Below are 24,283 nucleotides of genomic sequence, written 5' to 3'. Positions count from 1 at the left end.
ATGAACTTAATAAATTTCATTTTCTAAGCTTTGATATTCTTCAAGGAGTTTTTTCCAGACAAAAGTTCTCTCATATTTTTCAATTATTAGACTTCTACATTTTTCAAGATCTAAACCTGAAATATTTTTGTCATGTAGATTTAACATTTTAGTATATAATTGCTCCGTGTTTTTAGTCGGAATAATTGTTCCATTTAGACCCTCAATTACTATTTCATTACAACCGTTTATATCCGTAACGATACTATATAATTTCATAGCACTAGCTTGAAGTACTACATTTGGAAAACCTTCCCTGTAACTAGGGAAGGTCAAGAAATTTGAGATGGAAAAATAAGGCCTTACATCGTTTTGCCAACCAACATTTATAATATTTTTATTATTTTCGATAAAATGTAATGTATCAGTGCTCAAAGGATCTAATTCTGATTCATAAGTGCCTACTAATAACAATTTGACATTATCTTTTTCTTTTTCTAGTTGCGTAAATGCAGCGACCAATTCATTGATTCCTTTATCTTTAACTAATCTACCTACGAAAGTGTAAATAACATCATTATCATTTATATGTAATGATTTTTTGAGTTCCTTTTTTTGTTTTTCAGTATAAATTTTTGGATCGAAAATAGACGTGTCTATGCCGTTAGAACTACCATTTCCTATGACTTTCAATTTTTTATCGATTGTGAATTTCTCTTCTAATATTATCTTTTTCAAGCCATATGAGTTGGGATAAATTTTAGTAGCACACCCATAAGTCAATTTTTCTACAAAATTTAAAATCACTCTTTTTAGACCTGTGGCCTCTAATAACGGCAGACCTGCAATTGTATGTAGCCTATTAGGGACTCTTGCAAATCGTGAAGCAATCATTGCGACCATTCCTGCTTTTGGAGTATGACTATGAACAATAAAAGGCTTTTCTTTTTTGAGTATTTTGTATAAATCAATAATGGCTTTCAAATCTTTAAAAGGTGTAATAGATCTGGTCATTTCTAGAGGAATTACATTTATTCCTTCTTTTATTCCTACATTTTTTAAAACTTGTTCATTACTAGATATTCCTATTACATCATAGTAATCACTCATAAAACTTAATTGTCCGGTTAAAAGGCCGCCCAAAGATTGAGGTACTGTTGTAATTCTAATAATTTTTTTCTTCATAACTTTTTATTGAGTTTACTATAAGTTTATAGGAGTTCCTATTTTAGTAAACTATTATATATTTTTATGTAAGCATCCACCATTTTTTCAATGTTATAATTTTCGGATTTAGTTTTGCATTTGCGAACTATCTCATTATAAAATTTATGGTCATTATTTAGTTCTAAAATTTTTGCAGATAGGTCATTTTCATTTTCAAATAAAATTCCGGAATTTTCTACGACTTCCTTTAAACCAGGCGAATTTGACGCTAAAAAAGGTTTTCCGGATGCAAGTCCTTCCACACTAGCAAGAGATAATCCTTCATATTTAGAAGCTAATACCACAAAGTCTACTGTTTTTAAGAATTGAGGAACATCACCTCTTACACCCAGAAAATGTGTTCTGTCTAAAACATTTTTTTCTTTAGCTAAATTAATATTCATTTCTTTTGTAACTCCATCTCCAATTAATATTAGATGAAAATTTTCTGGAAGCTTCAGTAATGCTTTTATAGCAATATCTTGACTTTTTTGAGCGGTAAAACTTGATACTTGTAGAATTGTTTTTGAATTTGTAGGAATATTAAACTCAGATAGGTCTAAGGGACTAGCCTTTTTTATTTCTTCTAAATTTATTCCATTATAAACTAACTCTATACATTTATTGTAAGAGGGTGTTAAGTGTTCCTTTAAATTTAAATCTACGGCATCAGAAATTGTTATTATTTTATCATATTGGTTGTAAACAAATTTTTCAATTAATTTTATACTTTTTTTATTTCTTCTTTTATTAGTTGTATTGTGTTCTGTAAATAGTAATTTACTAGCTTTAAATGTAAAAAGATTTGCAAATGCTACCCAGTAAAACATAGGAAATAAATGAACATGAACAAGATCGTAATTTTTTATAATAGTTCTAATTTTTAAAATATTTATTGGTTTGTATATGTTTTTATTATCCCCAAGTACATAAATTTTAATTTTTGGGTGTTTACTTTTTAACTTTTTCAAAAAAACACTGTCGCTGCCGTCTAACAATAGTAGAGATACTTCAAAATCTTTTAGTGCAAGTTTATCTATTAAATCTATTACTAATTTTTCAGCGCCTCCCGTGGCTAAAGAATTTATTGCTTGTAAAATTTTCATTTTTCGTTAAGTTTCAGAAATAAATTTTCATATAATTTTAAGATTTTATCACGATCGTATCGCTCTCTAACACCTTTTGCTATTGCCTTAGGATCTGAATTTTCATTTAAAGCCTTCTTAATATAACGAGAATATTCTTCATTGCTTTCTGCTATATATCCATTGATTCCCGGCTCTAATATTTCATTGATTCCTCCTGGACAGTTAAAAACGATAGCTTTTGTACCTGTAGCAATTGCCTCAATTAAAGCATTAGGAAAACCCTCAACAAAAGACCCCAATAAGAATAGATTACTTTTGTGTAAGTGGGTATTAATATCATTGGAAAAAGGAATGAATTTAATCTTATTACTCAAGCCTAATTTAGCTGCTTTTAATTCAATATTTTCTTTTTCAGAACCTTTTCCTATTATAGTGTATCTAAAATTAAAATCAAGCATTGAAAGGGATTCTAATATCCTTTCATGTCCTTTTCTTTTCTCTAAAGCTCCTACCGTTATAAAGTTAGGTATTTCGTCTATGTTGTTTTTTTCTTTTAAATTGAATTTATCAGAAATTGGATTGTTAATTACGGTTATATTTTCTGGTTTTAAATTATAATTAGTAATCATGTCCTTTTTCATATCTTCAGATTGACAAATAAGAATGTCAAGTAGATTATAAAATCTTTTTGCAGAAAATACTTTATGGAGCAAACTATTGTTTTTTTGTATTTTACCTAATACACTCAGCACATTTGCTTCACGACCTATAAATTTAATTTTTCTAAACCAAATAGATTGTATAGCCATCATGGTATTTACATGAGCAAGTGTGCTTAAAACTACATCTGGTTTTTCTTTTTTCAAGAAACTAAATATAGCGCCAAAAGCATTTAAAGTTCTTTTTTTTGATAAATAAACGCATGGTATACCTTCAATTTCATAAACACTTTCAGATTCATTTTCAATAATAAGTAGAGTAGGAGAAAACGTATCTTTATTAATTGATTGAGAGATAAATGACATGACTCTTTCTGCGCCTCCAGCTCTGAGCGATGGTAGAATAAATAGAACTTTAATTTTCAAGTTATAAATGTTTTAAGATTGTTTTAATATCAAATTCTTTGATTTTCTTTGCGGGAACCCCACCAATAACTATATTTTCCTCAGAAAAAGATTTTCCGACACTTGCATTAGCAGCTATAGCAATATTGTTTGCAATTGAGATATTTCCATAAATTTTAGCGCCTGGTCCAATATATACATTATCACCTATTTGGGGAGCTTCTGGTTTTCCTCCCGATGCACCAATATTTACGCAGACATGTATTCTGCAATTTTTTCCAATTTTAGTTTTGCTATTGATTACGATAGTACCATAATGCATTATGGCCAATCCAGGGCCAAAAACGTTTCTGGGTATAGAATAGCCTAATTTAAGAGATAGTTTCTTATACTTCATTAGAAGTATGTAGAAGTATGCTTTTTCAAATATGGTTTTATTTTTATTTTGATAATATTCGGTTTTTCTTAAAAGTTTTTGAAACTTCCAGATAGGTTCTGGATATAAGAATGACTGAATCTTACTTTTAAGACTGGAGTCATCAATGTTTTTTGCGATTTTGTCAGCTTCAATATATTTTTTTAAATCAGCTTTGGAATTAATCATATATTATAATTTTAATTTTTCACCTAGTTTTATATCCCATTCTTTTTCAATAATAGGACTATAACCTGAATCATGATGAAAAGTTATTTCGCCAAAATATAATTTGTTATCAACTTCATACCAATCTACTCTAACGTAAGGAAATTCTTTTGACAGTATTTCAGAAAGCGTAATCATTTTATTTAAGTTGTAAGGCCTTTTTATTTCATAATCTGCGGGAATAGCATAGGATTTTCCATTTTTATAGGAGGGCCAATAAAAAGGAGATCTTTGCCATTCCGAGTTATACCAATTTCGTTTATGCTCTATTGAACCTCTACTAGCATCAACTGAAATTGTCTCGGTTTTATGATTTATAATATGAAATTTATAATCTTTTGGAGCTTTTCCTCCTTCATCAATTAATAAATCCTCAATAATTATTTTTTTTTCAATATTTTTATATTGCCATTCTTTGCTTCTGTCGTAGTAATTTAAAGCGAGTCTTCTTTTAAGTTCCTGCCTAATTTCATTCCAATTTGCACTTAATTTATCTATAATTACAATTCCCCCAGAGCTATCGTGATTAGCCTTTATAATGAATGGAGCGTCTGGTAAATTCTCAGGTCTTATATCCTCAATTTTATTTGTTGAAAACAGTAAAGGAACTAAGTACTCTTCGCCTATATTTTTTTTTATGTATTCTCTAACTCGAAATTTATCCGCTAACTCTGTATGTAGTGGTCTTCTGTCATTTAGTTTTAACCAATTAATTTTTTCATTTAAAGTTTTTGGATTTTCTAAATCTAATTCAAATCCATGTGCTTTTAGAAACCTTTTCTTTACATATTTTTCGTCAGATAAAAGAGTATACCTATAAAAGTTGTAGAAACTTCTAATTATTCTATTAAATAAATTATATTCTGGCGTTTTATAATATTCAGGGTTTATACTCATGTTTTTTTATTTGATTATCGTTAATGTTATATGCTAAATAGACAAATACTACCATTATGTAGCCTTGATTTATTATGGTCTGTAAGCTCAACATGAAAATGTATAAGGTGCAAAGTATTGCTAAAGAAAAATATTTAACATTACTGTTAGATGTAAATGATGACCTTACGTAAGCAATAAGTAGAATTATAAAGAATATAAATGTAAATATTCCCGCATCTGCCCATACCCCTAATATCGTGTTATGCCCTCTGATAATATTAGAAAATCTCAACCCGTTGCCAATTATCGGGTTTTCATTGATGAAGTTTAACATGTTTTGTAAAAGGTAATCTCGCCCAGATAAACCAACATTATCTGTTTCTAAAGTTAAAATACTTGCTATGTTTTGCACACGAGTTTGTTGAACCGTAGATAGTTTTCCACTACTAAGAGCAAGGTTTATAGAGCCTATTAAAAGGATCGGTACAAAAATTATGGTAAATAGTATTCTTTTAGGTGTAAATAGTTTATAGTTCACAAGCATTATTACTAACAAGGCAACTACAAATCCAGTTTTAGAAAAAGTCAATAAAACGGCATAGAATGAAATTAGCATTCCTACCAACTTTATGTATTTAATATATTTATTCTTAGAATTTTTTAAACTTTGATTTATAAATATGAATGAAAGTAAAGAAGATACCGCAGCATTGTTGGCATCTCCGTATACACCACCTGCTCTATCTAAGTTGTATTCGTAAATACCGCTCACATCTACTGAGAAATTGATGAATTTGAAGTAAATTAATAATAAAGTAGTGATGAAAAATGAAACCGTTAATACTCTTAAGGTGGGTTTTCTATACTCTGCAATACTCAAAAGAACAGAAAATCCTAAAAAATAGGTTATATAAACCAGTGTCTTTAAGATATCAGCTTCATTTCCTAAAACAGCGCTTGCAATTAGTGAAAACGTATAATATAAAAAATAAAAAGCGATCCATAATTTTATTAATGGAGCTTTTTCTTCGCTTTTTTTCAATACCAAAAGAATACCCGTAAAAATAAAGGCTATCATTAAATAAGCCGATATTTGACCAAGACTTACAGATATAAAATTTGTTATAAAAACCTGTAAATTTAAACAACTATAAAATATCGGTACATAGAAGAAAATGTAAATTAAATATTTTAATTTATCCATCTTTCAATAATTTTAACCATTGTTGATATATGTTTTCAATATCATATTTCTTTATACTTTCAGTAGAGTTGTTTTTTAATTTGGCTCTAAGATTTTCATCATTTATTAAAGAGATAATTCCTTCACGCATCTTAATACTATCCTGATCAACTATAAGAAGGCCATTATAATTGTTTTCTATAATATCAGATGGACCAGTAACACAATCATATGCTATACAAGCCATTCCTTGAGACATAGCTTCTATCAAAACCATAGGTAATCCTTCAAATCGAGAGGGTAAAACGAATATTTCAGATTCTTGCATGTACGTAGATACATTACTTTTAAACCCAAAAAATTCTACATTTGAATTTATATTATGTTTTTCTACTAAATTTTTAAGGAAAGTCTTTCCAACATCTCCTGCGCCAATAATTTTAAGAGTCCAATCTGGATATTTTTTAAAAATAGGTGCTACAATTGAGATTAGATTATCAAAACCCTTGTGATTGTATCTGTCTAAATTACCAACAGCAATTATTGATTTGTCTCTGATATTACCAATTTCATTAAATGAACTAAAAGTACTCGGGTTAGGCATTACTACCACATTTGCTTTTAGTTTTTTGTAATAATTAATATCGTAAGAAGTTAGTACAGTAATGTAATTTGCATATTTATAAATATATTTTTTGGTGAATAATGCTAACTTAGATTTTTGTTGTAGATGATTTATATGTTCTGAGGCAATTATATTTATTCCGTAAATTTTAGCAACTATAATTGTAATTAAATTAATTAAAGTTAAAAATGATATTATAAAATCTGGTCTATTACTTTTCAATTTGTAATAGCTATGTAGGTTTATGAAAGACCTTATTTTATGGTTTTTAATTCTACCATGATGTAATTTTACGCGAGTAATATTTTCATTAAGCTCGTAAAACTCTCCATCATTAAACGTTATTAACTTTACAATATGTCCTTTTTTTGAAAAATATTCAGCTAGTAATACCATAACCCTTTCCGCACCGCCACCATGTAAAGCAGAAATAATAAAGTCTATTTTCATATTTCTAGTTTTTGTAATTTATATTGTTTTATAGTGTAAGCAAAGTATATAAAACTACTTATAATGTATACTAATGTGGTACTTAATACTAAGCCATAGACCTTGTAGTATTTAATGAAAATGATATTTAAAATAATATTTAGTACTAGATTCCAAAAAGATGTCCAAGCCATAAATTTATTTTTATTTATAGCTGTCAAAAATTTAACAGTTACTAATGTAGTTAAATAAAAGGGGATATAAATTAAGGCTATTTGTTGTATTTGATACACCACTTGGGTATCCTGAGAAGTAAATTGATCTTTCTCAAATAACAACCAAACAATATATTCTGAGAAGAAAACAAATATTCCTGTAATTGTAAGTGTGACAATGAACAAGAGTTTGAGTACCTTAAAAAGGTATTTATAGGCGTAATTTATATCTTCTACGACTAATTTTGAAAAATGCGGTAATAAAACGTTACCAATAGCCATTATTAGAATACCAACAACAAACGATGGGATTTTAATACCATAGTTAATGGCTGTTATAGACCCTACAATTAATTGAGCGGCAAAGAATTGATCAACAAAACCATTTAAACCTGTAAATAGGCCAGAGAAAATTTTTGGAGGTAATTGTTTAATCATTACCGATATATTATCACTCTTCTGCGGTTTTGATAAGATTATTAGATTTTTATATCTAGAATAAAGACATAAAACAAAAAAGCTAGTGATACTACCAGTTAACAAGCCCACAGCCAATACAAAATCTCCTAGATAATCCTTATAAAAGAACAAACATATTAATGTAGTAAATGCTGTGAAAATTGGTGTTAAAGATGTAATTATAAATTTTCCTTTTATTTCAATTAATCCAGAGATTAGAGAAGCCATACCCCAGAAGAAAATACAGGGCAATACAATGTAAAATTGCATTCTAATTAATGTATAATACTTAAGGTCATGTCCAGGAAAGGTAAGTTCTAAAAAGAAATGAACAAATATTAGGGCAAAAAGGCTTAGTATGGTTACTAAAGTAAGAATAATTAAAAAACTTACAGATTGAAAGCTACCTAAATCATTCCCTTTTTTTGATTCAACGATATAATTTGGTATGAATAGGTTTTTCAACGAACCGATAAAAACTGTTTGCAAAAAAGTAGGAATCAGAATTGAAAGATAAAATGTATCTAATAATTCTGAAAGGCCAAAGGTTCTTGCAATTAAAGCTTCTTTATAAAATGAAATAATTTTCACTAATAAAGTAACAACTCCTACTATAAAGAAATTTCTGGCAACTTGATTTTTTGAAACACTCTTTATTTTTTTTAAAAAAATGTCGAAATACTTGTTATTCATTAAAATAAACTTTTTCTTTTTAGATAGATCATGTTCCAAAATGCAAATATCATCATTATATTTTCGTTTAATTATATTATATTTAATTTTTTCGATTAACTCAAGTTAATCCAAGTTATACGGGGCTTTTGTAAATTAATTTAGATATGTTTCAAAAAATTATTATAATAATTATCCTTCTTTCTTTTCAGACTATATGCATAGCAAAATCTATCAAAATCCCAGAAAAGGTTACCAATTTAAATTTCAATTTAACCGATGAATTTAAATTAGCTTTAAATTCTAATGTTGATAGTATAATTATTAAAAGTAACATTGAAGATTATTTTTTAGATCCAGTTACTTTATTTAATATTTATAATAAAACAATCATATTTGAGGATAGTGTTTCTCTGAGAGCCAAGCCAGGATCTTTTAAAAAAACTAATGATGTATTATTCAAATTTATAAATTGTAATAATATAATTATTATTGGTAATAATGGTGAATTATCAATGAACAAGAATGAATATGTTAATGGTGAATGGCGAAATGCAATAAGTCTTTTGGGATGTGATAATGTGTATATAGAAAAATTGCATATAAAGGATTCAGGAGGAGATGGTATTTATATAGCAGGAAGTAGTACAAGAAGTTTTAGTTCTAATATTCATTTAAATACAATTATTTGTCAAAATAATAAAAGGCAGGGGTTATCAATAATAAGCGCGGAACATGTAGTGATTGAAAATTCCATATTCTGTGATACTAAAGGGGCATTACCAGAAGCAGGAATAGATATTGAACCAAATTCAGAACACGATAGAGTAGTGGATATCAATTTTAATAATTGCATATTCGAAAAAAATGGACATTCAGGTATTCTTTTAGCATTGAGTAAATTAAATTCTAATTCAATTCCTGTCAGTGTTACATTTAATGATTGTATTATATCAAATAATCATCGTCCTGAGAACCCCTATGCTAAAGCAGAGTTGGTGTTTACAGCGGAAAAAGAAAACTCAGTAAAAGGTCTTGTTAAATTTAATAAATGTTTGGTTAAAGACTCTGATTGGAGTTTCTTTTATAGCAGAAAAACAAGTAGTGCATACTCGGTAACCTTTAAAGATTGCATCGTGAATAATATATCTAAAAATGAAATGAGTGCAGTAATTAATTTAGAGGTGCCTGATTATTATAAAGAAACAGATTTTCTTGGTGGGTATTATTTTGATAACTTACAATTAGAATATTATACACAAGCACCTTATTTAAGGATTAGAGGGTCGCATTTGAATACGTTAAAAGGAATCAGCAATATTAAGGGCACAATCAATTTAATAAGCAATACCCCTAAAGAGATAGAGTACATCAATTATGAGGAAAAGAATAATAAAGATGTTGATATTAGGTTGAATTATATATTTTCAAGTCATTAATATAATTACGATGTATAATTTATATAATCTTCTGTAGCATTTTCTTTAGAGATGATATTAGATGGATTACCCATGACAATTGAATTATCTGGGACATCCATATTTACATAACTATTGGGGGCTATTAATAAGTTGTTACCAATAAATACCTTTCCAACAATTACAGATCCGGTTCCAACCCAGACCTTATTTCCTAAGGTGGGATACCCTTTTAATCTTCCTCTGTTTGATTGCCCTATAGTCGTATTATGGGCAATATTACAATTTTTACCAATCTTAGCTTTTGAATTAATAACAACCGGCCCAAAATGCCCCAAATAAAGACCTTCTCCAATTTCTGTATTCACGGGTATTTGATACCCATATTTATAATTGTACTTTTTGATCAATACTCTATAAAATATACCTAAAATTGACTTCTTTTTATATTTTGAAGCTTTCCTAAATAAGAAGGTGTATCGGAACCCTTCTTTTCTAAATCCTTTTAACATTGAGGTTTCACCTGCGTATCTAAACAAATCTTTTTTAATTATTCCATTCATAAATAAATACATTTTAATTGAAAAGGTTATCTACAAAGCTATACATATAATATTAAAATTTTTTATTAGTAATAACTAAAGCTTTCTTTTTTTTGTTCTAGAAAGGATAGTATTTTTTAATTTATAATTAACATTTTTACATCTAAAACGTGCATTTCATCGAATAAATCGAGCATTTCATACTAAAAGAAACTTATTAACGTACTTAGTATAATTATTAACTCATTTACGAAATATTAGAAAATTGCAAGCCAACCTACTTCGCTCTATATATACCCCTCAAATCACTGTAAAAATGAAAAATACGTTTAATATTCTCTTGCTTTATTTGTTTGTTTCATTTTTCATGGCATGCTCTAATGATAACTTTTTGGAAGAGGTTGTTGTCGTGGAAGAAATTACTGAAGATATTATAGATGAAAAAGAAATTGATGCCGCAGATCCTCCTATTTCAACGCCAATTCCAACTGTAACTTTAAAAGAAGGGCAAATATATCCTGAAAATGGAGTTATGGCTTCAACTTTTGGATATACTAAAGAAAACGCTACTGTGGCTTTGAAAGCGGCACTGGAATCTAATAATAGTGTAATTATAATTGACAAACAAGAGGCTGATTGGATTATAGAGCCTTTGAAGTTATTTGGTATAAATAATAAACGCATTTTCTTAGAAGAAGGTGTTGTTATACGCTCTAAAGCATCTGCTTTTGGAGCATTAAGCGCTTCGTTAATTGATCTTATCATGTGCGAAGATTTGATTATAGATGGTTATGAAGCTTCTTTTCAGATGAATAAAGAAGAGTATACAGATGGAGAGTGGAGGCATGCCTTATCAATTCGTGGCTCTTCTGGTATTACAATTAGAGGATTAGAGTTTAGAGATAGTGGGGGTGATGGTATTTATTTATCAGGGACAGAAAACCCTGGAACCTTTTCGGAGAATATTATTATAGAGGATATTAAATCAATCAACAATAAAAGACAAGGTTTTAGTATTATTTCGGCTAAAGACGTTTGGGTCACTAATAGTTTGTTTTCAGAAACGAATGGTGCTTTACCAGAGTCTGGTGTAGATTTTGAGCCAAATAGAGAAAGTGATATATTAGAGAATATCAATTTTAGTAATTGTAGTTTTACTAATAACAAGCACGCGGGAATTCTTTTATCTTTAGGTAATTTAACTTCTAATTCTAGTCCTATTTCAATAAACTTTACAGATTGTTTTACAAGTTCTAATTCTTCTATCGAAAATGCATATGTTGATAGCGAAATTGTTATAGGAGGTAACAGCAATAGTCTTGTTCAAGGTGATGTGCAGTTTGATAGATTAACAATTGATGGTAGCGACTGGGGGATGTTATATAGTAGAAAAGTAGCTGAAGGTTTTCATGTGTCTTTTACGGATTGTGTATTAAAAAATATATGTAAGGATAACTCCAAGTCTCCGATAACTTTAGAAGTGGCGGATTACAGCAGTGAAACCGAATCCTTAGGTGGCTTTACCTTTAATAATATACAAGTTGAATACGCTACAGATGTACCGTTAATTACGATTAATGGTTGGGAAACCTTAAAAACCTTGAAAGACATTAAAGGTAATTTTAAAATGCCTCAAAATGGAAATCAAATTATTAAATATAGTAATTACGATAAGGTTAAGAATACCAATGTTTCTATATTACTAGAAGAATTGTAGTTAGTATTAGGGCATAACTTATTGACTCTTAAATTCATACGATGAAAATCGATTTATGTCTAGAAATAGAGGATTAATTTGAATTATCATACTTTTTCTTTAAAACTTTATTAGTCGTCAATTAAAGCTTTGCCTAAAAGAGAATATATTAATGGATTAAATGGATGTTATCTATTAGTTTATTACGCGCTTTTTCTGATGTCTATCCAGATTATACTTGAAGTAGTTTAGTGTTAGAGGGACAAGAACTTATTTAGAAGTGCTTGTTTAGCATCTTTGTTATAAATATTCTAAACTTTAATATAATTAGGGTGAGAAGTACTATTTAAGCTCGTAAAATTAATTGAATATGTGTAAATTTTGAAATATAATGGATTTAGTGTAGCGCCCTAAAATTACTTTTTTAAGGCTTTAATTGCTATTGTCTCATTTGCTTTTTGAAGTGATACTATGTAAAGTCCTGTATTTAGAGAACTGAAATCAACTTTTACATCATGTGTTCCTTTTGTAAATTTTTTACTGGTAAGTATTTGTTTTACAAGAATTGATTGAAGATTGAAAACATTAATTGAAATAATTTCATCTGTTTCGGTTTCAAATCTTAAATAGCTATTGTATTGAACAGGGTTTTCCGTCAAAAAAGCTTTAGTTTCTGCTAATTCTGTATCATTGTCTAATGGCCATACGAAAAAATCAGAACTTCCTATTAAAGAGGCTTTTAAACTTGAAGAAGCTAAAGAAGATGTACAGGGTTCGTTTTTAATAACAAGTCTTTTATTAGAGGATGAATTTGTTCTAAAACCAGGTTTTAAAGTTATTTTTTCTCCGGCTGAATATGTTGAAGTTCCAGAAATAGAATGCACTATACTAGAAGTCGAAGTAATTGTTCTTTGAGCGCTTTTTGTAAAAGGTTTAGTTTCAGTGATGCTCAAATTTAGGTTTTCAGAACAATTTGATGTTACCGGAGGTGTTATTATATCACTCGGTAAAATAGAAGCAAATTTATATTGTAATTTGACATTGTTGAATGCAAACACATTATCATATTTTATCACGTTATTAACGTTTAAAGCTTTATTTACAATAGTAAAGCTTCCATTTACGTTATACATGCCACCATTTGTTTTAGATGCATATACTACTGTAAAAGGACTATCTCTACTATATTCTATCTCGGTATTATTAAATGATATATTACCAAAACCTAAGGTATTATTTGAATAGTTGTTAGTAGAAAGTATTATAGGAGATCCTTTTTCTATGGCAACATTTTTAAGTATGGTGTTAGTGAAATCTACACTAAATGAATTTGAAGGTAACTTGGAACTTATTGCATAACCCTTTGCGTTCTCTATTTTAGTATTTATAAAATCAACACGTCCTTTTGCCGGATTTAAGACACTACTTCCAACACCAATATTTATCTCCGCTGCACCTACTGAATTTAAATAGGAGTTATTTGATATGTAGGAATCTTCAATAGTGATATCTAATGTTGCGCTGCTTCCATTCAAGTGTAGGGTGCTTATTTGAATACCACTATAATAGTTTTTTATAAACTTACAATTTTTAAATATTATATCTTTTAGGGTATCACTAGTTGTGTTGGGTTCAAAGTTAACACCACAGCCTAATATACCTTTGTAGGATTCATTGAATTCGGAATTACTAATGTATAATCCATCTGCTGAAATTACAGATATCCCGTCTCTTGCATTTTTTTTAGATATTACATCTTTTATTGTTATATTTTTTGAATTTGTAGTATTATACCTTGCAATGTAAATGCCATCACCACCACTTCCATCAATATTTAATCCGTTTACTTTGACGTTTTGTCCACCTAATATACTTAAGCTGTGTCTGTGCTCTGTTCTACTATAGCTTTTAATTAAATTGTCAGTGTCCATCTTAAAAGTAGAGCCGTAACCATTTATGGTTATATTATTTGGACGAATGAATTTGAAAAGTGCGTCGGTACTATTATAAAACTTACTTGTAATACCCTCTATTATCACACCACTTTCAATAATAATGACTTTATTACTTAGGTCAATTAAACTTAAAGGTCCAATTTTCCATGGACCACTTTGTTTATCAATGATTATAGTGTCATAAGAAGAATTTAGTGCATTTTTTAAGGCAGTAGTAGCGTCACTGGAATTGTATCCAAATGATGAAGCCTTAATTTCGGAAGCTTCAACATTAGTGATAAACAAACTAATTACTATTAAAATTCTGTAATTGAAGATAATATTTAAAGGGAAATCCATAATTGAAATTTAATTTTTAATTTAATTTTTAGAAATTAAATTTTGGATATTATTATTTTCAATTTTTAAAGATTCAATTTCTTTTTCTTGCTTCTTAAGGTTCTTGTTTAACTCTAAAATATATAATGTAAGCTCTTCAATTTTTTGCAACAATTTAGAATCCATTTTACCCAAAGGAATTCCATTGTTCTTGATGTCCTTAGCACTAGGAATGTCTTTCAAATGGCCATTTTTTGTTATGTAGCTCTGAACGCTGTCAAGTGTGGGTAATTCATAATTCTCCTCAAATACAAAATCTGACCAACCATCACCTTCGACCACCACTTCTCTAGCACCAACGGATCCTTCTATTGCTAATTTGTGGCTTCCAGTATCTTCTGTTCCAATACCTACTTTTTGGTAAAATGAAATATTTCCAGTTTGTTTAATCTTATAGGATAAAATATCGGTACCTTCTAAATTATTTGTCCATAGTTCTAGGCTATTTTCATTACCAGATTTTGTTCCAGCATATCTTAAGTAATAACCATAAGAATAATTGGAGTGGCCCATATAGAAATCAATATCTCTATTATTTCCATATAACGATAGTGATTTTCCATTTACAGTTGAAACAATTTCTAAACTAGCTTTTGGGCTCGTTGTATTGATACCAACTTTTTGACTAGTATACAATCCATTTGAGTTAGTTGTCCATTGTGCAGTAGCAGATATGAAAGAAAGTGATAAAATGTAAAATGATAAAGATTTCATTAGTTAGTGTTTTTTATATAATTACGACAAAATACACATTTTGGACTATGAAATACTTTTTTTTTCGATTAAATACACTTTAGATGTTTTTTGTGTCTAATTTTTGAAAAAAATAAAGCCTTAATCTTTTTGAGATTAAGGCTTTAAAGCGTTGAAAGCATTTTTTTATAATCTAGCGATGCCTTTAGATTTTAAGACTCCTTTTACATCATAAATGACTCCATTTTTTTCAAGATAATTGTTTAAATCTAATTCCTCATATTCTTTATGTGCGACAGTTAAAACAATGGCACTATATTTCTCAGAAGGTATATCTTTAATAGTATTTAGATTGTATTCATGCAATACCTCCTCTTGTGATGCCCATGGATCATAAACAGTAGTTTCAATGCCGTATTCTTTTAAATTAGAAATAACATCTACTGCCTTAGTATTACGTACATCAGGACAATTCTCTTTAAAGGTAATGCCTAATACTAAAATTTTAGCATTCTTAATTTTTAAATCATTTTTAAGCATTAATTTAATAACCTCAGAAGCCACATAGCCTCCCATGCTATCATTTAGTCTTCGCCCAGCCAATATGATTTCTGGATGATAGCCATATTCTTGTGCTTTTTGAGCTAAATAGTATGGGTCAACTCCTATACAGTGTCCTCCGACTAGACCAGGCTTAAAGGGGAGAAAATTCCATTTGGTACCCGCAGCTTCTAAGACGGCATGCGTATCAATATTCATTAGATTAAAAATCTTTGCTAGTTCATTAACGAAAGCAATATTTATATCACGTTGTGAGTTTTCAATTACTTTAGCTGCTTCGGCTACCTTGATAGTAGGGGCTAGGTGCGTACCTGCTGTAATTACGGATTTGTATAGGTCATCTACTTTAACACCGATTTCTGGGGTAGACCCGGAAGTTACTTTTAAAATTTTTTCAACCGTATGTTCTTTGTCCCCTGGGTTTATTCTTTCTGGAGAATAGCCTGCAAAAAAATCAGTATTAAATACTAAGCCACTTACCTTTTCTAATACGGGGATACACTCTTCTTCTGTTGCTCCAGGATATACAGTTGATTCATATATAACAATATCTCCCTTCTTTAGAACTGAAGCAACAGTCTCGCTAGACTTGTATAGAGGTGTTAAATCTGGTCTGTTGTTTTTATCGACAGGCGTAGGTACGGTAACTATATAATAATTACAATCTTTTAAGTCCTCTATAGAATAAGAACAATATAGGCCTAATTCACTGTCTGAGCTTTTTTTTAATACAGCGTTTAATGTTTTATCATCTACTTCTAGAGTAGCATCATGCCCAGTATTCAAATCATTTACTCTTTGTTTATTGATGTCAAATCCAACAACAGAATATTTGGTTGCAAATAATCGTGCCAAAGGCAAGCCTACATATCCAAGGCCGATGATTGCTATTTTTATATTTTTCATTTTTCTATTTTAAATTTTTATAGTACCAATTTACAGCTTCTTTCAATCCGTGTTTTATATCAAATTTGGGGTCGTACTGTAGCAATTTTTTCGCTTTAGCAATGGAAGCCAAAGAGTGTGGCACATCACCTTGTCTGTTTGGTCCATATTTTATTTCGATACTATTGATTTTATTGTCAAACTTTCCAAGGTATTCTTTCAACAGGGTTATAAGTTCTGTTAGATCGGTTCGTTCTCCAAAAGCGGTATTATAAACAGTATTTATAGCTTCTGAATTGGTTGTTGTAATGGCTCTAACGTTCATTTCAATGACGTTATCTATATATGTGAAATCTCTAGAGTAAGAGCCATCCCCATTTATTGTTGGTGATTCATGATTTAATAGCTGAATAACAAATTTAGGAATTACCGCAGCATAGGCCCCGTTGGGATCTTGTTTCCTTCCAAAAACGTTAAAGTATCTTAATCCTATTGTCTCTAGACCGTAAGTTTTAGAAAATATTTCGGCATACAATTCATTTACATATTTTGTAATCGCATATGGCGATAACGGTTTTCCAATGTTATCCTCTATTTTTGGTAAACTTTCAGAATCTCCATAAGTAGATGAGCTTGCGGCGAAAATAAAGCGTTTAACTTTTGAATCTCTTGCTGCTACTAGCATATTTAAGAACCCCGATACATTTACATCATTACTAGTTATAGGATCATTTATTGAACGTGGTACAGATCCTAGCGCAGCTTCGTGTAATACAAAATCCACATCCTTGCAGGCTGTTAAGCAATCTTCTAGTTTTCTTATATCACCCTCAACAAGTGTAAAATTAGAATTTAATAATAGGAGTTGTATATTTTCTCTTTTTCCTGTAGAAAAATTGTCTAAGCAAGTAACTTTATTACCATTAGATAATAAGGATTCACAAATGTTAGAGCCTATAAAACCAGCCCCACCTGTAACTAAGATATGAAAATTTGAATCTAAATTTAATTCTTTAATATCCATTTTTTTATTTTAATGTATTTTTAGTATGATAATCCTGATACCATTGCACGAATTTTTTGATCCCACTTGAAACAGAAGTTTTCGGAGAATAATTATAATCTGTAATTAACTCATCTACATTTGCCCAAGTTCTTGCAACATCTCCAGGTTGCATCGGTAAAAATTCTTTTTGAGCGGTTACTGCTAAATTTTTTTCAATCTCAATAATAAAATCTATTAACTTTACACTGTCGTTGTTTCCAATATTATAGATTTTATAACCTTCGTTTTTTGTGATTCGTTCTTTAGTATCTTTTTCTATGATCCTAAACACTCCTTCAACAATATCATCGACATACGTAAAATCTCGTTCCATATCTCCATGGTTAAAAACTTTAATAGGCTTATTTTTACTTATAGCATCGGTAAATAAATAGATAGCCATATCGGGTCTTCCCCATGGTCCATATACTGTAAAAAAACGAAGTCCTGTGGTTGCAAACCCATACAGGTGACTATAAGTATGCGCCATTAATTCATTGGCTTTTTTGCTTGCAGCATATAAACTTATCGGATGATCTACAGTGTCAGATGTTTTGAAAGGTATCTCTTTGTTTAAACCATATACACTCGAGCTACTAGCATAGACTAAATGTTTAATTGAGTGATGTCTACAGCATTCTAGAATGTTTAAAAATCCAACTATGTTACTATCGATGTAGGTTTCTGGATTTTCAATACTATATCTGACACCGGCCTGCGCAGCTAAATTACAAACAATATCAAACTTTTCTTCGCCGAATAAGATAGGCAAGTTCTCACGGTCTTCAATATTTAGCCTTACGAACTTAAATTGATCTTTGAAAGTTTCGCTTTTACTCAAGCTATTAAAAGTTGTTGCATTTTTTCTCAGGATACCTAGCTCCTGTAATCTAGAAAATTTTAGATCAGTATCATAATAATCATTAATGTTATCTAAACCAACAACTTGATGTCCGTTTGCTAATAATTTTTGTGCGGTATGGAAGCCAATAAATCCTGCAGCTCCTGTTACTAGTACTTTCATATTTAAATAGTTATGGTGTCACTTAACATTTTTATTCTTAGGATATACTTGATCTTAAGAACTAAACTTGACCTATTCTGTAATAATTAAAACCAATCTCTTCCATCTTCACCTTGTCTAAAAGACGTCGTCCATCAAAAATAAAGGCAGGTTTTAGCATTTTGTCATAGATTTTTTGCCAATCGTACGATTTGAATTCATCCCACTCTGTCAATACCGCAATCGCATGAGCATTTTCTACTTGATCCATTGGATCATCTACTACCGTCACTAGCTTTTTATTCTCTTCTGGAGAACGTGTATTTAAATAATCTAAATCTCTAAATATAGTTTGCTCTTTTACTTGAGGATCAAAAACACTTAATTCAGCTCTTTCTTCCAGTAAGGCATCAGCTACATAAATAGCGGCAGATTCTCTAGTATCATTGGTGTCTTTTTTAAAAGCCCATCCAAAGAAAACTATTTTCTTTCCTGATACGGTATTATATAGTGTGCTGATAATATTATCTGCGAATCTTCTTTTTTGATAATCATTCATAATGATTACTTGTTCCCAGTAATCAGCTACTTCTTGTAAACCCAAACTTTGTGAGATATATACTAAATTTAGTATATCTTTTTGAAAACAAGAACCACCAAAGCCTACGGAAGAGCTTAAGAATTTAGAACCTATTCTGGAATCATAACCAATAGCTCTAGCTACTTCCTCCACATTGGCGTCTGTTTTCTCACAGAGTGCAGAAATAGAGTTGATAGAGGATACACGCTGTGCTAAAAAAGCATTTGCTACCAATTTTGAAAGTTCAGAAGACCAAACGTTAGTTTGTAAAATACGCTCTTTAGGTAACCAGTTTTCATAAACCTGACTTAATAAATCTTTAGCTTTTTGACCCGTAGGGGTTTCGTCACCACCAATTAAAACACGATCTGCATGTAATAAATCTTGAATGGCAGTACCTTCTGCTAAAAATTCTGGATTAGAAAGGATTTCGAAGTTGACACCGTTGCCCGTGTTGTCTAAGATATTTTTTATAGCTCCTGCCGTTCTTACTGGTAAGGTAGATTTTTCTACAACTATTTTATCATTCGTAGCAACTTTGGCAATATTTCTAGCACAAAGTTCAATGAATTTTAAATCAGCCGCTTGTCCTTTTCCTTTTCCGTAAGTTTTTGTAGGCGTATTTACAGAGATAAAAATCACATCAGCTTCATCTATAGCCTTATCTACTTCCGTAGAGAAGAAAAGGTTTTTATTTCTAGTTGCAGCAACAATTTCTTTTAAACCTGGCTCATAAATAGGAAGCTTGTCTAAGTCAGTTTCGTTCCATTGTGCAATTCTATCTGCATTGATATCAACAACTGTTACTTGAATATGTGGACATTTTTTAGCGATTACGGACATGGTTGGACCACCAACATAACCTGCTCCGATACAACATATTTTTGTGATTTCTTTCATTGGAATATAATCTTGAAAATTAAAATACAAATATTAAACTTTATTTTTTAACGAGCCTTATCTATTAGAATAATTGAGTATTTAATAGGATAAAATGCAGTTTATGCACTATTAATATAATTGTGCTAGTATTTAATCGATAATTTAATAGCTTAAACGAATTCTGGATGTAATAGAAGAGGAAACAAAAAACTATGTCTATTTTTACCTCGAATTTTATACACTAATAGATTATTACATGGTACACTCAAAAATATGGCTTTCTTCTCCGCACATGGGAACTAATGAAGAAAAATATGTTAAACAAGCATTTGATACCAATTGGGTAGCCCCTCTAGGACCCAATGTTGATGCTTTTGAGGAAGCTATTCAGGACTATGTTGGGAATGAGGTTTCTGTAGCAGCCTTAAGTTCAGGTACAGGTGCCATACATTTGGCCTTAGAAATATTAGGAGTATCTTCAGGAGATGAAGTGCTATGTCAAAGTTTTACTTTTTCTGCTTCAGCCAATCCTATCAAATACTTAGGGGCCAATCCTATTTTTGTAGATAGTGAAAGAGATACTTGGAATTTATGTCCTATATTATTGGAAGAAGCGATTAATGATCGCATTCAAAAAGGGAAAAAGCCTAAAGCGATAGTGGCTGTTCATTTATATGGGATGCCTTATAAGATTAATGAGATTAAAGCAATTTCAGAGAAATATAATATTCCTGTAGTGGAAGATAGCGCGGAAGCACTAGGAAGCACCTATAATGGCGTTAAATGTAGTAGTTTTGGTGACATAGGTATATTATCTTTTAATGGCAATAAAATTATTACCACTTCTGGTGGAGGTGCGCTAGTCTCTAAAAATAGTGCCTATAGAAAAAAGGCAATTTTTCTTGCAACTCAAGCCAGAGATGACGCTCCGCATTACCAACACTCTAATGTAGGGTACAACTATAGAATGAGTAATATTCTAGCAGGTATTGGTAGAGGTCAAATGGAAGTGTTAGACGATAGAGTGGCTGCAAGAAGGGCGAATTACGAATTATACGTAAAAGAATTATCATATAGTACCGAATTAGAATTTTTACCTGAGCCAGCCGGTTATTTTTCTAATAGATGGTTGAGTTGTATTTTGACTCCATCATTTGAGATTAGAGAAAAAGTACGGTTGTTATTGTTAGACCATAATATAGAATCAAGACCCTTATGGAAACCAATGCATTTGCAGCCTATTTTTGAAAATGCACCAAATTATTCTAACGGAACCTCTGAAGATTTATTTAATAGAGGGCTTTGTTTGCCAAGTGGTTCGAATCTAACAAAAGAAGAAGTTTTATCGATCATACAGTTAATTAAAACAGTATTCTCATGATTCAAAATTATTTGAATTCAACAGCAAGTAAGTACGCCTCTAAATGGTTAGTACTTATCGTTGACGTTATTCTAGTATCATTTTCTTTTGTATTAGCTTATTTTATTTTATTCAATCTAACGATGAATTTTGATATTAATAAGTTATTTGTTCAGTTGCCTTTCGTTGCCTTAATTTCTCTAGTTTCCTTTTTTATTATTGGATCCTATAAAGGAGTAGTACGGCATACGGGTGTTAGAGATGTGTATAACATTTTTAATGCTATTTGTTTGATGAGTATTATTACTATAGTATTGGTAGTTACGAACAGAGAATATGATTTTCTTAATGGTTTTACCGTTCCCTTAACCATCATCATTATTCATAGTTTGATAAGTTTTATAGCATTAACGGCTTCACGTTATATATTTAAAGCTTTGTATTTTAATATTGTGATGAATAATTACAATAGTAGCTCAAAAAATGTTTTGATATATGGTGCCGGACAATCTGGGATATTAACCTATAATGCCCTGACTAATACCTCTAATAGCAAGGTAAAGGTTGTTGGGTATATAGATAAGGACGAACAAAAGGTAGGAAAGCATATCAATGGGGTTCAAGTGTATAATCCTAGTGCCTTAACGGAAAGTTTTATCTTAAAGAAAGATATTTCAGAAGTTATTTTTTCTATTCAAAATATAGATCACAAAAAATTACGCGTTTTAGTAGAGAGCTTGGTAGACTATCCTGTTTTAGTGAAAATTGTTCCTGCGGTTGAAGATTGGATCAATGGGGAGCTAAAGTTATCGCAAATTAAACAAGTACAAATTGAAGATCTTCTAGATAGGGCAACTATTGATATAAAGAATTCTAATATAGCCGAAGAGTTAAAGAATAAAACGGTTTTGGTTACCGGTGGTGCCGGTTCTATTGGGAGTGAAATTGTAAGACAAATTTGTACTTATAACTACAAAACCTTGATTGTTATTGATCAGGCAGAATCTGCCCTGTATGATTTACAACAAGAATTAAAGCAAAATGGATTTCATAATTTTATTCCAATTGTTGGTGATGTGAGAGATAAAAATAGAATGAACACTATTTTTCAGGAACACACCCCTAATATTGTTTTTCATGCGGCAGCCTACAAGCATGTTCCGCTAATGGAATACAATGCTTATGAAGCCATTAAAATTAATGTAGCAGGGACTAAAGTGTTATGTGATTTATCTGCGCACTATAATGCAGATAAATTTGTATTTGTATCTACAGATAAGGCGGTGAACCCAACAAATGTCATGGGGGCTACAAAGCGAATTGCTGAAATGTACATTAGCTGTATGCAGCAATTAAACAAGACTAAATTTATTACAACACGTTTTGGTAATGTTTTGGGATCAAACGGATCGGTGATTCCGTTATTCAAAAAACAAATTGAAAACGGAGGGCCATTAACCGTTACACATCAGGATGTTACTCGATTTTTTATGACCATTCCTGAGGCCTCACAATTAGTTTTAGAGGCGGGTTCTATGGGGTCTGGAGGAGAAATTTTCATCTTTGACATGGGAGAATCCGTTAAAATATTTGATCTTGCCAAGAATATGATCAAACTTTCGGGACTAAAATATCCGGAGGATATTGATATTAAAGTTACGGGATTACGACCAGGAGAGAAATTGTATGAAGAACTTTTAGCAAATGGAGAAAACACTTTACCTACCTACCATAAAAAAATTATGATTGGTAAAATAAGGGAATTAGACTATACTACGGTGCGTTCAAATATTAATCAGCTTTGTGTATCTAACATGTTTTTTGATGCAGATGTTGTTCGTTTAATGAAAGAAATTGTACCAGAATATATTTCTAAAAATTCTGATCTTTGTAAAGTCGATGATGAAATAGAAGAGAAAACAAAAAATGGTACTGATGCGTCTAGTTTAGAGAAAAACGTACTACAGTCTTAGAGATACTTATATTAAAACAATTATATACTAATAATCGAGAACATGTTAAAAACTACATTAAAAATGAAATTTGCCTTAGTACTGTGTGCAGCCACTTTACTGTTATCTTCTTGCGGTTCTAAAAAAGATGTTGTCTATTTTCAAGACATCAGTGATTATGAAACGCTTATTGACGAAACACAATTTGTACCTAAGTTTAAGGTAGATGATGTTGTGAGTATTTTTATTTCTACATTAAACCCAGAAGCGAGTGCTCCTTTTAACTTATTTAGAGGTGGATCTACTGGAGGAATAGGTAGTGGAGTACCGCAACAAGTAGACTATTTGGTAGACCAAAATGGTAATATAGATTTTCCTGTAATTGGACAAATAAAAATATCAGGATTATCTTCTGATGAATTAAGAGAACTACTAAAAGGGAAATTATCAGATTATCTGAAAGATCCAATCATCAATATTAGATTACAGAACTTTTCTATCTCCATCTTAGGACAGGTAAATAGACCAGGTACCTACCCTGTAAATGGAGAGCAAATTACCATATTAGAGGCTATTGGTTTAGCGGGGGATTTAAATATAAAGGGTATGCGCGAGAACATTTTAGTAATTCGTGAGTTCAATGGTACCTTTGTTCACCATAGAATAGATTTAACAAGCAAAGAGGCTATGAAATCTCCTGTGTTTTACTTAACGCAAAATGACGTAGTCTATGTGGAGCCTAATAAGTCTGCTATTACTTCTTCTGCTTTAGATAACAGAGCCACTATAGCTATTTCTATTGCTTCTGTCTTAATAACCTCTACAGTATTATTATTGACACGTAACTAATTTTACAAAATATAGCCTTTATTCTATTTATATAAATTCTAA

20 protein-coding genes are annotated in these 24,283 nt (G+C 30.5%); 5 read left to right on the top strand and 15 right to left on the bottom strand.

Annotated features, from left to right (window positions below):
- Positions 1-6: 6 nt before the first annotated feature.
- From BLQ19_RS16725 to murJ, 8 genes are read right to left on the bottom strand one after another with little or no spacing between them, the layout of a single operon-like run.
- On the bottom strand, positions 7-1,164 hold the full coding sequence (locus BLQ19_RS16725) for a glycosyltransferase family 4 protein (protein ID WP_024480303.1): 1,158 nt from the start codon (positions 1,162-1,164) through the stop codon (positions 7-9).
- 38 nt (positions 1,165-1,202) lie between these two features.
- Positions 1,203-2,291 carry a glycosyltransferase gene (locus BLQ19_RS16720; protein ID WP_024480304.1) on the bottom strand — a complete coding sequence of 363 codons (1,089 nt, stop codon included), beginning with the start codon at positions 2,289-2,291 and terminating at the stop codon, positions 1,203-1,205.
- Complete coding sequence (locus BLQ19_RS16715) at positions 2,288-3,358, bottom strand: glycosyltransferase (RefSeq protein WP_083332280.1); 1,071 nt, start codon at positions 3,356-3,358, stop codon at positions 2,288-2,290. The genes BLQ19_RS16720 and BLQ19_RS16715 overlap by 4 nt, the downstream gene beginning before the upstream one ends.
- A gap of 1 nt (position 3,359) precedes the next feature.
- Entirely contained in the window at positions 3,360-3,941 is a 582-nt protein-coding gene (locus BLQ19_RS16710) for a serine O-acetyltransferase (RefSeq protein ID WP_074539099.1), read from the bottom strand.
- Positions 3,942-3,944: 3 nt separating this feature from the next.
- Complete coding sequence (locus BLQ19_RS16705; RefSeq protein WP_074539098.1) at positions 3,945-4,877, bottom strand: ATP-grasp fold amidoligase family protein; 933 nt, start codon at positions 4,875-4,877, stop codon at positions 3,945-3,947.
- Positions 4,861-6,063 (bottom strand): O-antigen ligase family protein, encoded by a 1,203-nt coding sequence (locus BLQ19_RS16700; RefSeq protein WP_074539097.1) that lies wholly within the window; start codon positions 6,061-6,063, stop codon positions 4,861-4,863. The genes BLQ19_RS16705 and BLQ19_RS16700 overlap by 17 nt, the downstream gene beginning before the upstream one ends.
- On the bottom strand, positions 6,056-7,117 hold the full coding sequence (locus BLQ19_RS16695; RefSeq protein WP_074539096.1) for a glycosyltransferase family 4 protein: 1,062 nt from the start codon (positions 7,115-7,117) through the stop codon (positions 6,056-6,058). Before BLQ19_RS16695 ends, BLQ19_RS16700 begins: the two co-directional genes overlap by 8 nt.
- Entirely contained in the window at positions 7,114-8,463 is a 1,350-nt protein-coding gene (gene murJ, locus BLQ19_RS16690) for a murein biosynthesis integral membrane protein MurJ (protein ID WP_074539095.1), read from the bottom strand. Before murJ ends, BLQ19_RS16695 begins: the two co-directional genes overlap by 4 nt.
- 146 nt (positions 8,464-8,609) lie before the next feature.
- On the opposite strand from murJ, the gene BLQ19_RS16685 reads away from it, so the two are divergent.
- Positions 8,610-9,881 carry a right-handed parallel beta-helix repeat-containing protein gene (locus BLQ19_RS16685; protein WP_074539094.1) on the top strand — a complete coding sequence of 424 codons (1,272 nt, stop codon included), beginning with the start codon at positions 8,610-8,612 and terminating at the stop codon, positions 9,879-9,881.
- A gap of 5 nt (positions 9,882-9,886) precedes the next feature.
- Here the strand turns inward: BLQ19_RS16685 and BLQ19_RS16680 are convergent, their stop codons facing one another.
- Positions 9,887-10,423, bottom strand: coding sequence for a serine acetyltransferase (locus BLQ19_RS16680; RefSeq protein ID WP_074539093.1), 537 nt, complete (start codon positions 10,421-10,423; stop codon positions 9,887-9,889).
- Between the two features lie 295 nt (positions 10,424-10,718).
- On the opposite strand from BLQ19_RS16680, the gene BLQ19_RS16675 reads away from it, so the two are divergent.
- Complete coding sequence (locus tag BLQ19_RS16675; RefSeq protein ID WP_083332279.1) at positions 10,719-12,119, top strand: right-handed parallel beta-helix repeat-containing protein; 1,401 nt, start codon at positions 10,719-10,721, stop codon at positions 12,117-12,119.
- Between the two features lie 395 nt (positions 12,120-12,514).
- Here the strand turns inward: BLQ19_RS16675 and BLQ19_RS16670 are convergent, their stop codons facing one another.
- The 6 genes from BLQ19_RS16670 to BLQ19_RS16645 all read right to left on the bottom strand — a co-directional run bounded on the left by BLQ19_RS16670 (position 12,515) and on the right by BLQ19_RS16645 (position 20,098).
- Positions 12,515-14,392, bottom strand: coding sequence for a right-handed parallel beta-helix repeat-containing protein (locus BLQ19_RS16670; protein ID WP_074539091.1), 1,878 nt, complete (start codon positions 14,390-14,392; stop codon positions 12,515-12,517).
- A 21-nt stretch (positions 14,393-14,413) separates the two neighbouring features.
- Complete coding sequence (locus BLQ19_RS16665) at positions 14,414-15,145, bottom strand: hypothetical protein (protein WP_024480314.1); 732 nt, start codon at positions 15,143-15,145, stop codon at positions 14,414-14,416.
- Positions 15,146-15,310: 165 nt separating this feature from the next.
- Positions 15,311-16,591 carry a nucleotide sugar dehydrogenase gene (locus tag BLQ19_RS16660; RefSeq protein ID WP_074539090.1) on the bottom strand — a complete coding sequence of 427 codons (1,281 nt, stop codon included), beginning with the start codon at positions 16,589-16,591 and terminating at the stop codon, positions 15,311-15,313.
- Between the two features lie 4 nt (positions 16,592-16,595).
- Positions 16,596-17,594 (bottom strand): SDR family oxidoreductase, encoded by a 999-nt coding sequence (locus BLQ19_RS16655; RefSeq protein WP_074539089.1) that lies wholly within the window; start codon positions 17,592-17,594, stop codon positions 16,596-16,598.
- A 4-nt stretch (positions 17,595-17,598) separates the two neighbouring features.
- Entirely contained in the window at positions 17,599-18,639 is a 1,041-nt protein-coding gene (locus BLQ19_RS16650) for an NAD-dependent epimerase (protein ID WP_074539088.1), read from the bottom strand.
- A 61-nt stretch (positions 18,640-18,700) separates the two neighbouring features.
- Complete coding sequence (locus BLQ19_RS16645; protein WP_024480318.1) at positions 18,701-20,098, bottom strand: nucleotide sugar dehydrogenase; 1,398 nt, start codon at positions 20,096-20,098, stop codon at positions 18,701-18,703.
- Positions 20,099-20,336: 238 nt separating this feature from the next.
- Between BLQ19_RS16645 and BLQ19_RS16640 the strand changes: the two genes are divergently transcribed.
- The 3 genes from BLQ19_RS16640 (at position 20,337) to BLQ19_RS16630 (ending at position 24,241) form a co-directional block, all read left to right on the top strand.
- Entirely contained in the window at positions 20,337-21,461 is a 1,125-nt protein-coding gene (locus BLQ19_RS16640) for an aminotransferase class I/II-fold pyridoxal phosphate-dependent enzyme (RefSeq protein WP_083332278.1), read from the top strand.
- Entirely contained in the window at positions 21,458-23,413 is a 1,956-nt protein-coding gene (locus tag BLQ19_RS16635) for a polysaccharide biosynthesis protein (RefSeq protein WP_074539086.1), read from the top strand. Before BLQ19_RS16640 ends, BLQ19_RS16635 begins: the two co-directional genes overlap by 4 nt.
- Before the next feature lie 63 nt (positions 23,414-23,476).
- Entirely contained in the window at positions 23,477-24,241 is a 765-nt protein-coding gene (locus tag BLQ19_RS16630; RefSeq protein ID WP_029664950.1) for a polysaccharide biosynthesis/export family protein, read from the top strand.
- The last annotated feature ends 42 nt before the right edge of the window (positions 24,242-24,283 follow it).

This window comes from Cellulophaga baltica, assembly GCF_900102165.1.
GTDB classification, from domain to species: Bacteria; Bacteroidota; Bacteroidia; order Flavobacteriales; family Flavobacteriaceae; genus Cellulophaga; species Cellulophaga baltica.
The sequence above is the reverse complement of the archived record's forward strand: the minus strand, read 5'-3'. Positions and strand labels throughout refer to the sequence as shown.

Bases quoted from the DNA above. Each gene is read 5' to 3' on its own strand.
- BLQ19_RS16725 (WP_024480303.1), bottom strand. From the start codon at position 1,164: ATGAAGAAAAAAATTATTAGAATTACAACAGTACCTCAATCTTTGGGC.
- BLQ19_RS16720 (WP_024480304.1), bottom strand. From the start codon at position 2,291: ATGAAAATTTTACAAGCAATAAATTCTTTAGCCACGGGAGGCGCTGAA.
- BLQ19_RS16710 (WP_074539099.1), bottom strand. From the start codon at position 3,941: ATGATTAATTCCAAAGCTGATTTAAAAAAATATATTGAAGCTGACAAA.
- BLQ19_RS16705 (WP_074539098.1), bottom strand. From the start codon at position 4,877: ATGAGTATAAACCCTGAATATTATAAAACGCCAGAATATAATTTATTT.
- BLQ19_RS16700 (WP_074539097.1), bottom strand. From the start codon at position 6,063: ATGGATAAATTAAAATATTTAATTTACATTTTCTTCTATGTACCGATA.
- BLQ19_RS16695 (WP_074539096.1), bottom strand. From the start codon at position 7,117: ATGAAAATAGACTTTATTATTTCTGCTTTACATGGTGGCGGTGCGGAA.
- murJ (WP_074539095.1), bottom strand. From the start codon at position 8,463: ATGAATAACAAGTATTTCGACATTTTTTTAAAAAAAATAAAGAGTGTT.
- BLQ19_RS16685 (WP_074539094.1), top strand. From the start codon at position 8,610: ATGTTTCAAAAAATTATTATAATAATTATCCTTCTTTCTTTTCAGACT.
- BLQ19_RS16680 (WP_074539093.1), bottom strand. From the start codon at position 10,423: ATGAATGGAATAATTAAAAAAGATTTGTTTAGATACGCAGGTGAAACC.
- BLQ19_RS16675 (WP_083332279.1), top strand. From the start codon at position 10,719: ATGAAAAATACGTTTAATATTCTCTTGCTTTATTTGTTTGTTTCATTT.
- BLQ19_RS16670 (WP_074539091.1), bottom strand. From the start codon at position 14,392: ATGGATTTCCCTTTAAATATTATCTTCAATTACAGAATTTTAATAGTA.
- BLQ19_RS16665 (WP_024480314.1), bottom strand. From the start codon at position 15,145: ATGAAATCTTTATCATTTTACATTTTATCACTTTCTTTCATATCTGCT.
- BLQ19_RS16660 (WP_074539090.1), bottom strand. From the start codon at position 16,591: ATGAAAAATATAAAAATAGCAATCATCGGCCTTGGATATGTAGGCTTG.
- BLQ19_RS16655 (WP_074539089.1), bottom strand. From the start codon at position 17,594: ATGGATATTAAAGAATTAAATTTAGATTCAAATTTTCATATCTTAGTT.
- BLQ19_RS16650 (WP_074539088.1), bottom strand. From the start codon at position 18,639: ATGAAAGTACTAGTAACAGGAGCTGCAGGATTTATTGGCTTCCATACC.
- BLQ19_RS16645 (WP_024480318.1), bottom strand. From the start codon at position 20,098: ATGAAAGAAATCACAAAAATATGTTGTATCGGAGCAGGTTATGTTGGT.
- BLQ19_RS16640 (WP_083332278.1), top strand. From the start codon at position 20,337: ATGGTACACTCAAAAATATGGCTTTCTTCTCCGCACATGGGAACTAAT.
- BLQ19_RS16635 (WP_074539086.1), top strand. From the start codon at position 21,458: ATGATTCAAAATTATTTGAATTCAACAGCAAGTAAGTACGCCTCTAAA.
- BLQ19_RS16630 (WP_029664950.1), top strand. From the start codon at position 23,477: ATGAAATTTGCCTTAGTACTGTGTGCAGCCACTTTACTGTTATCTTCT.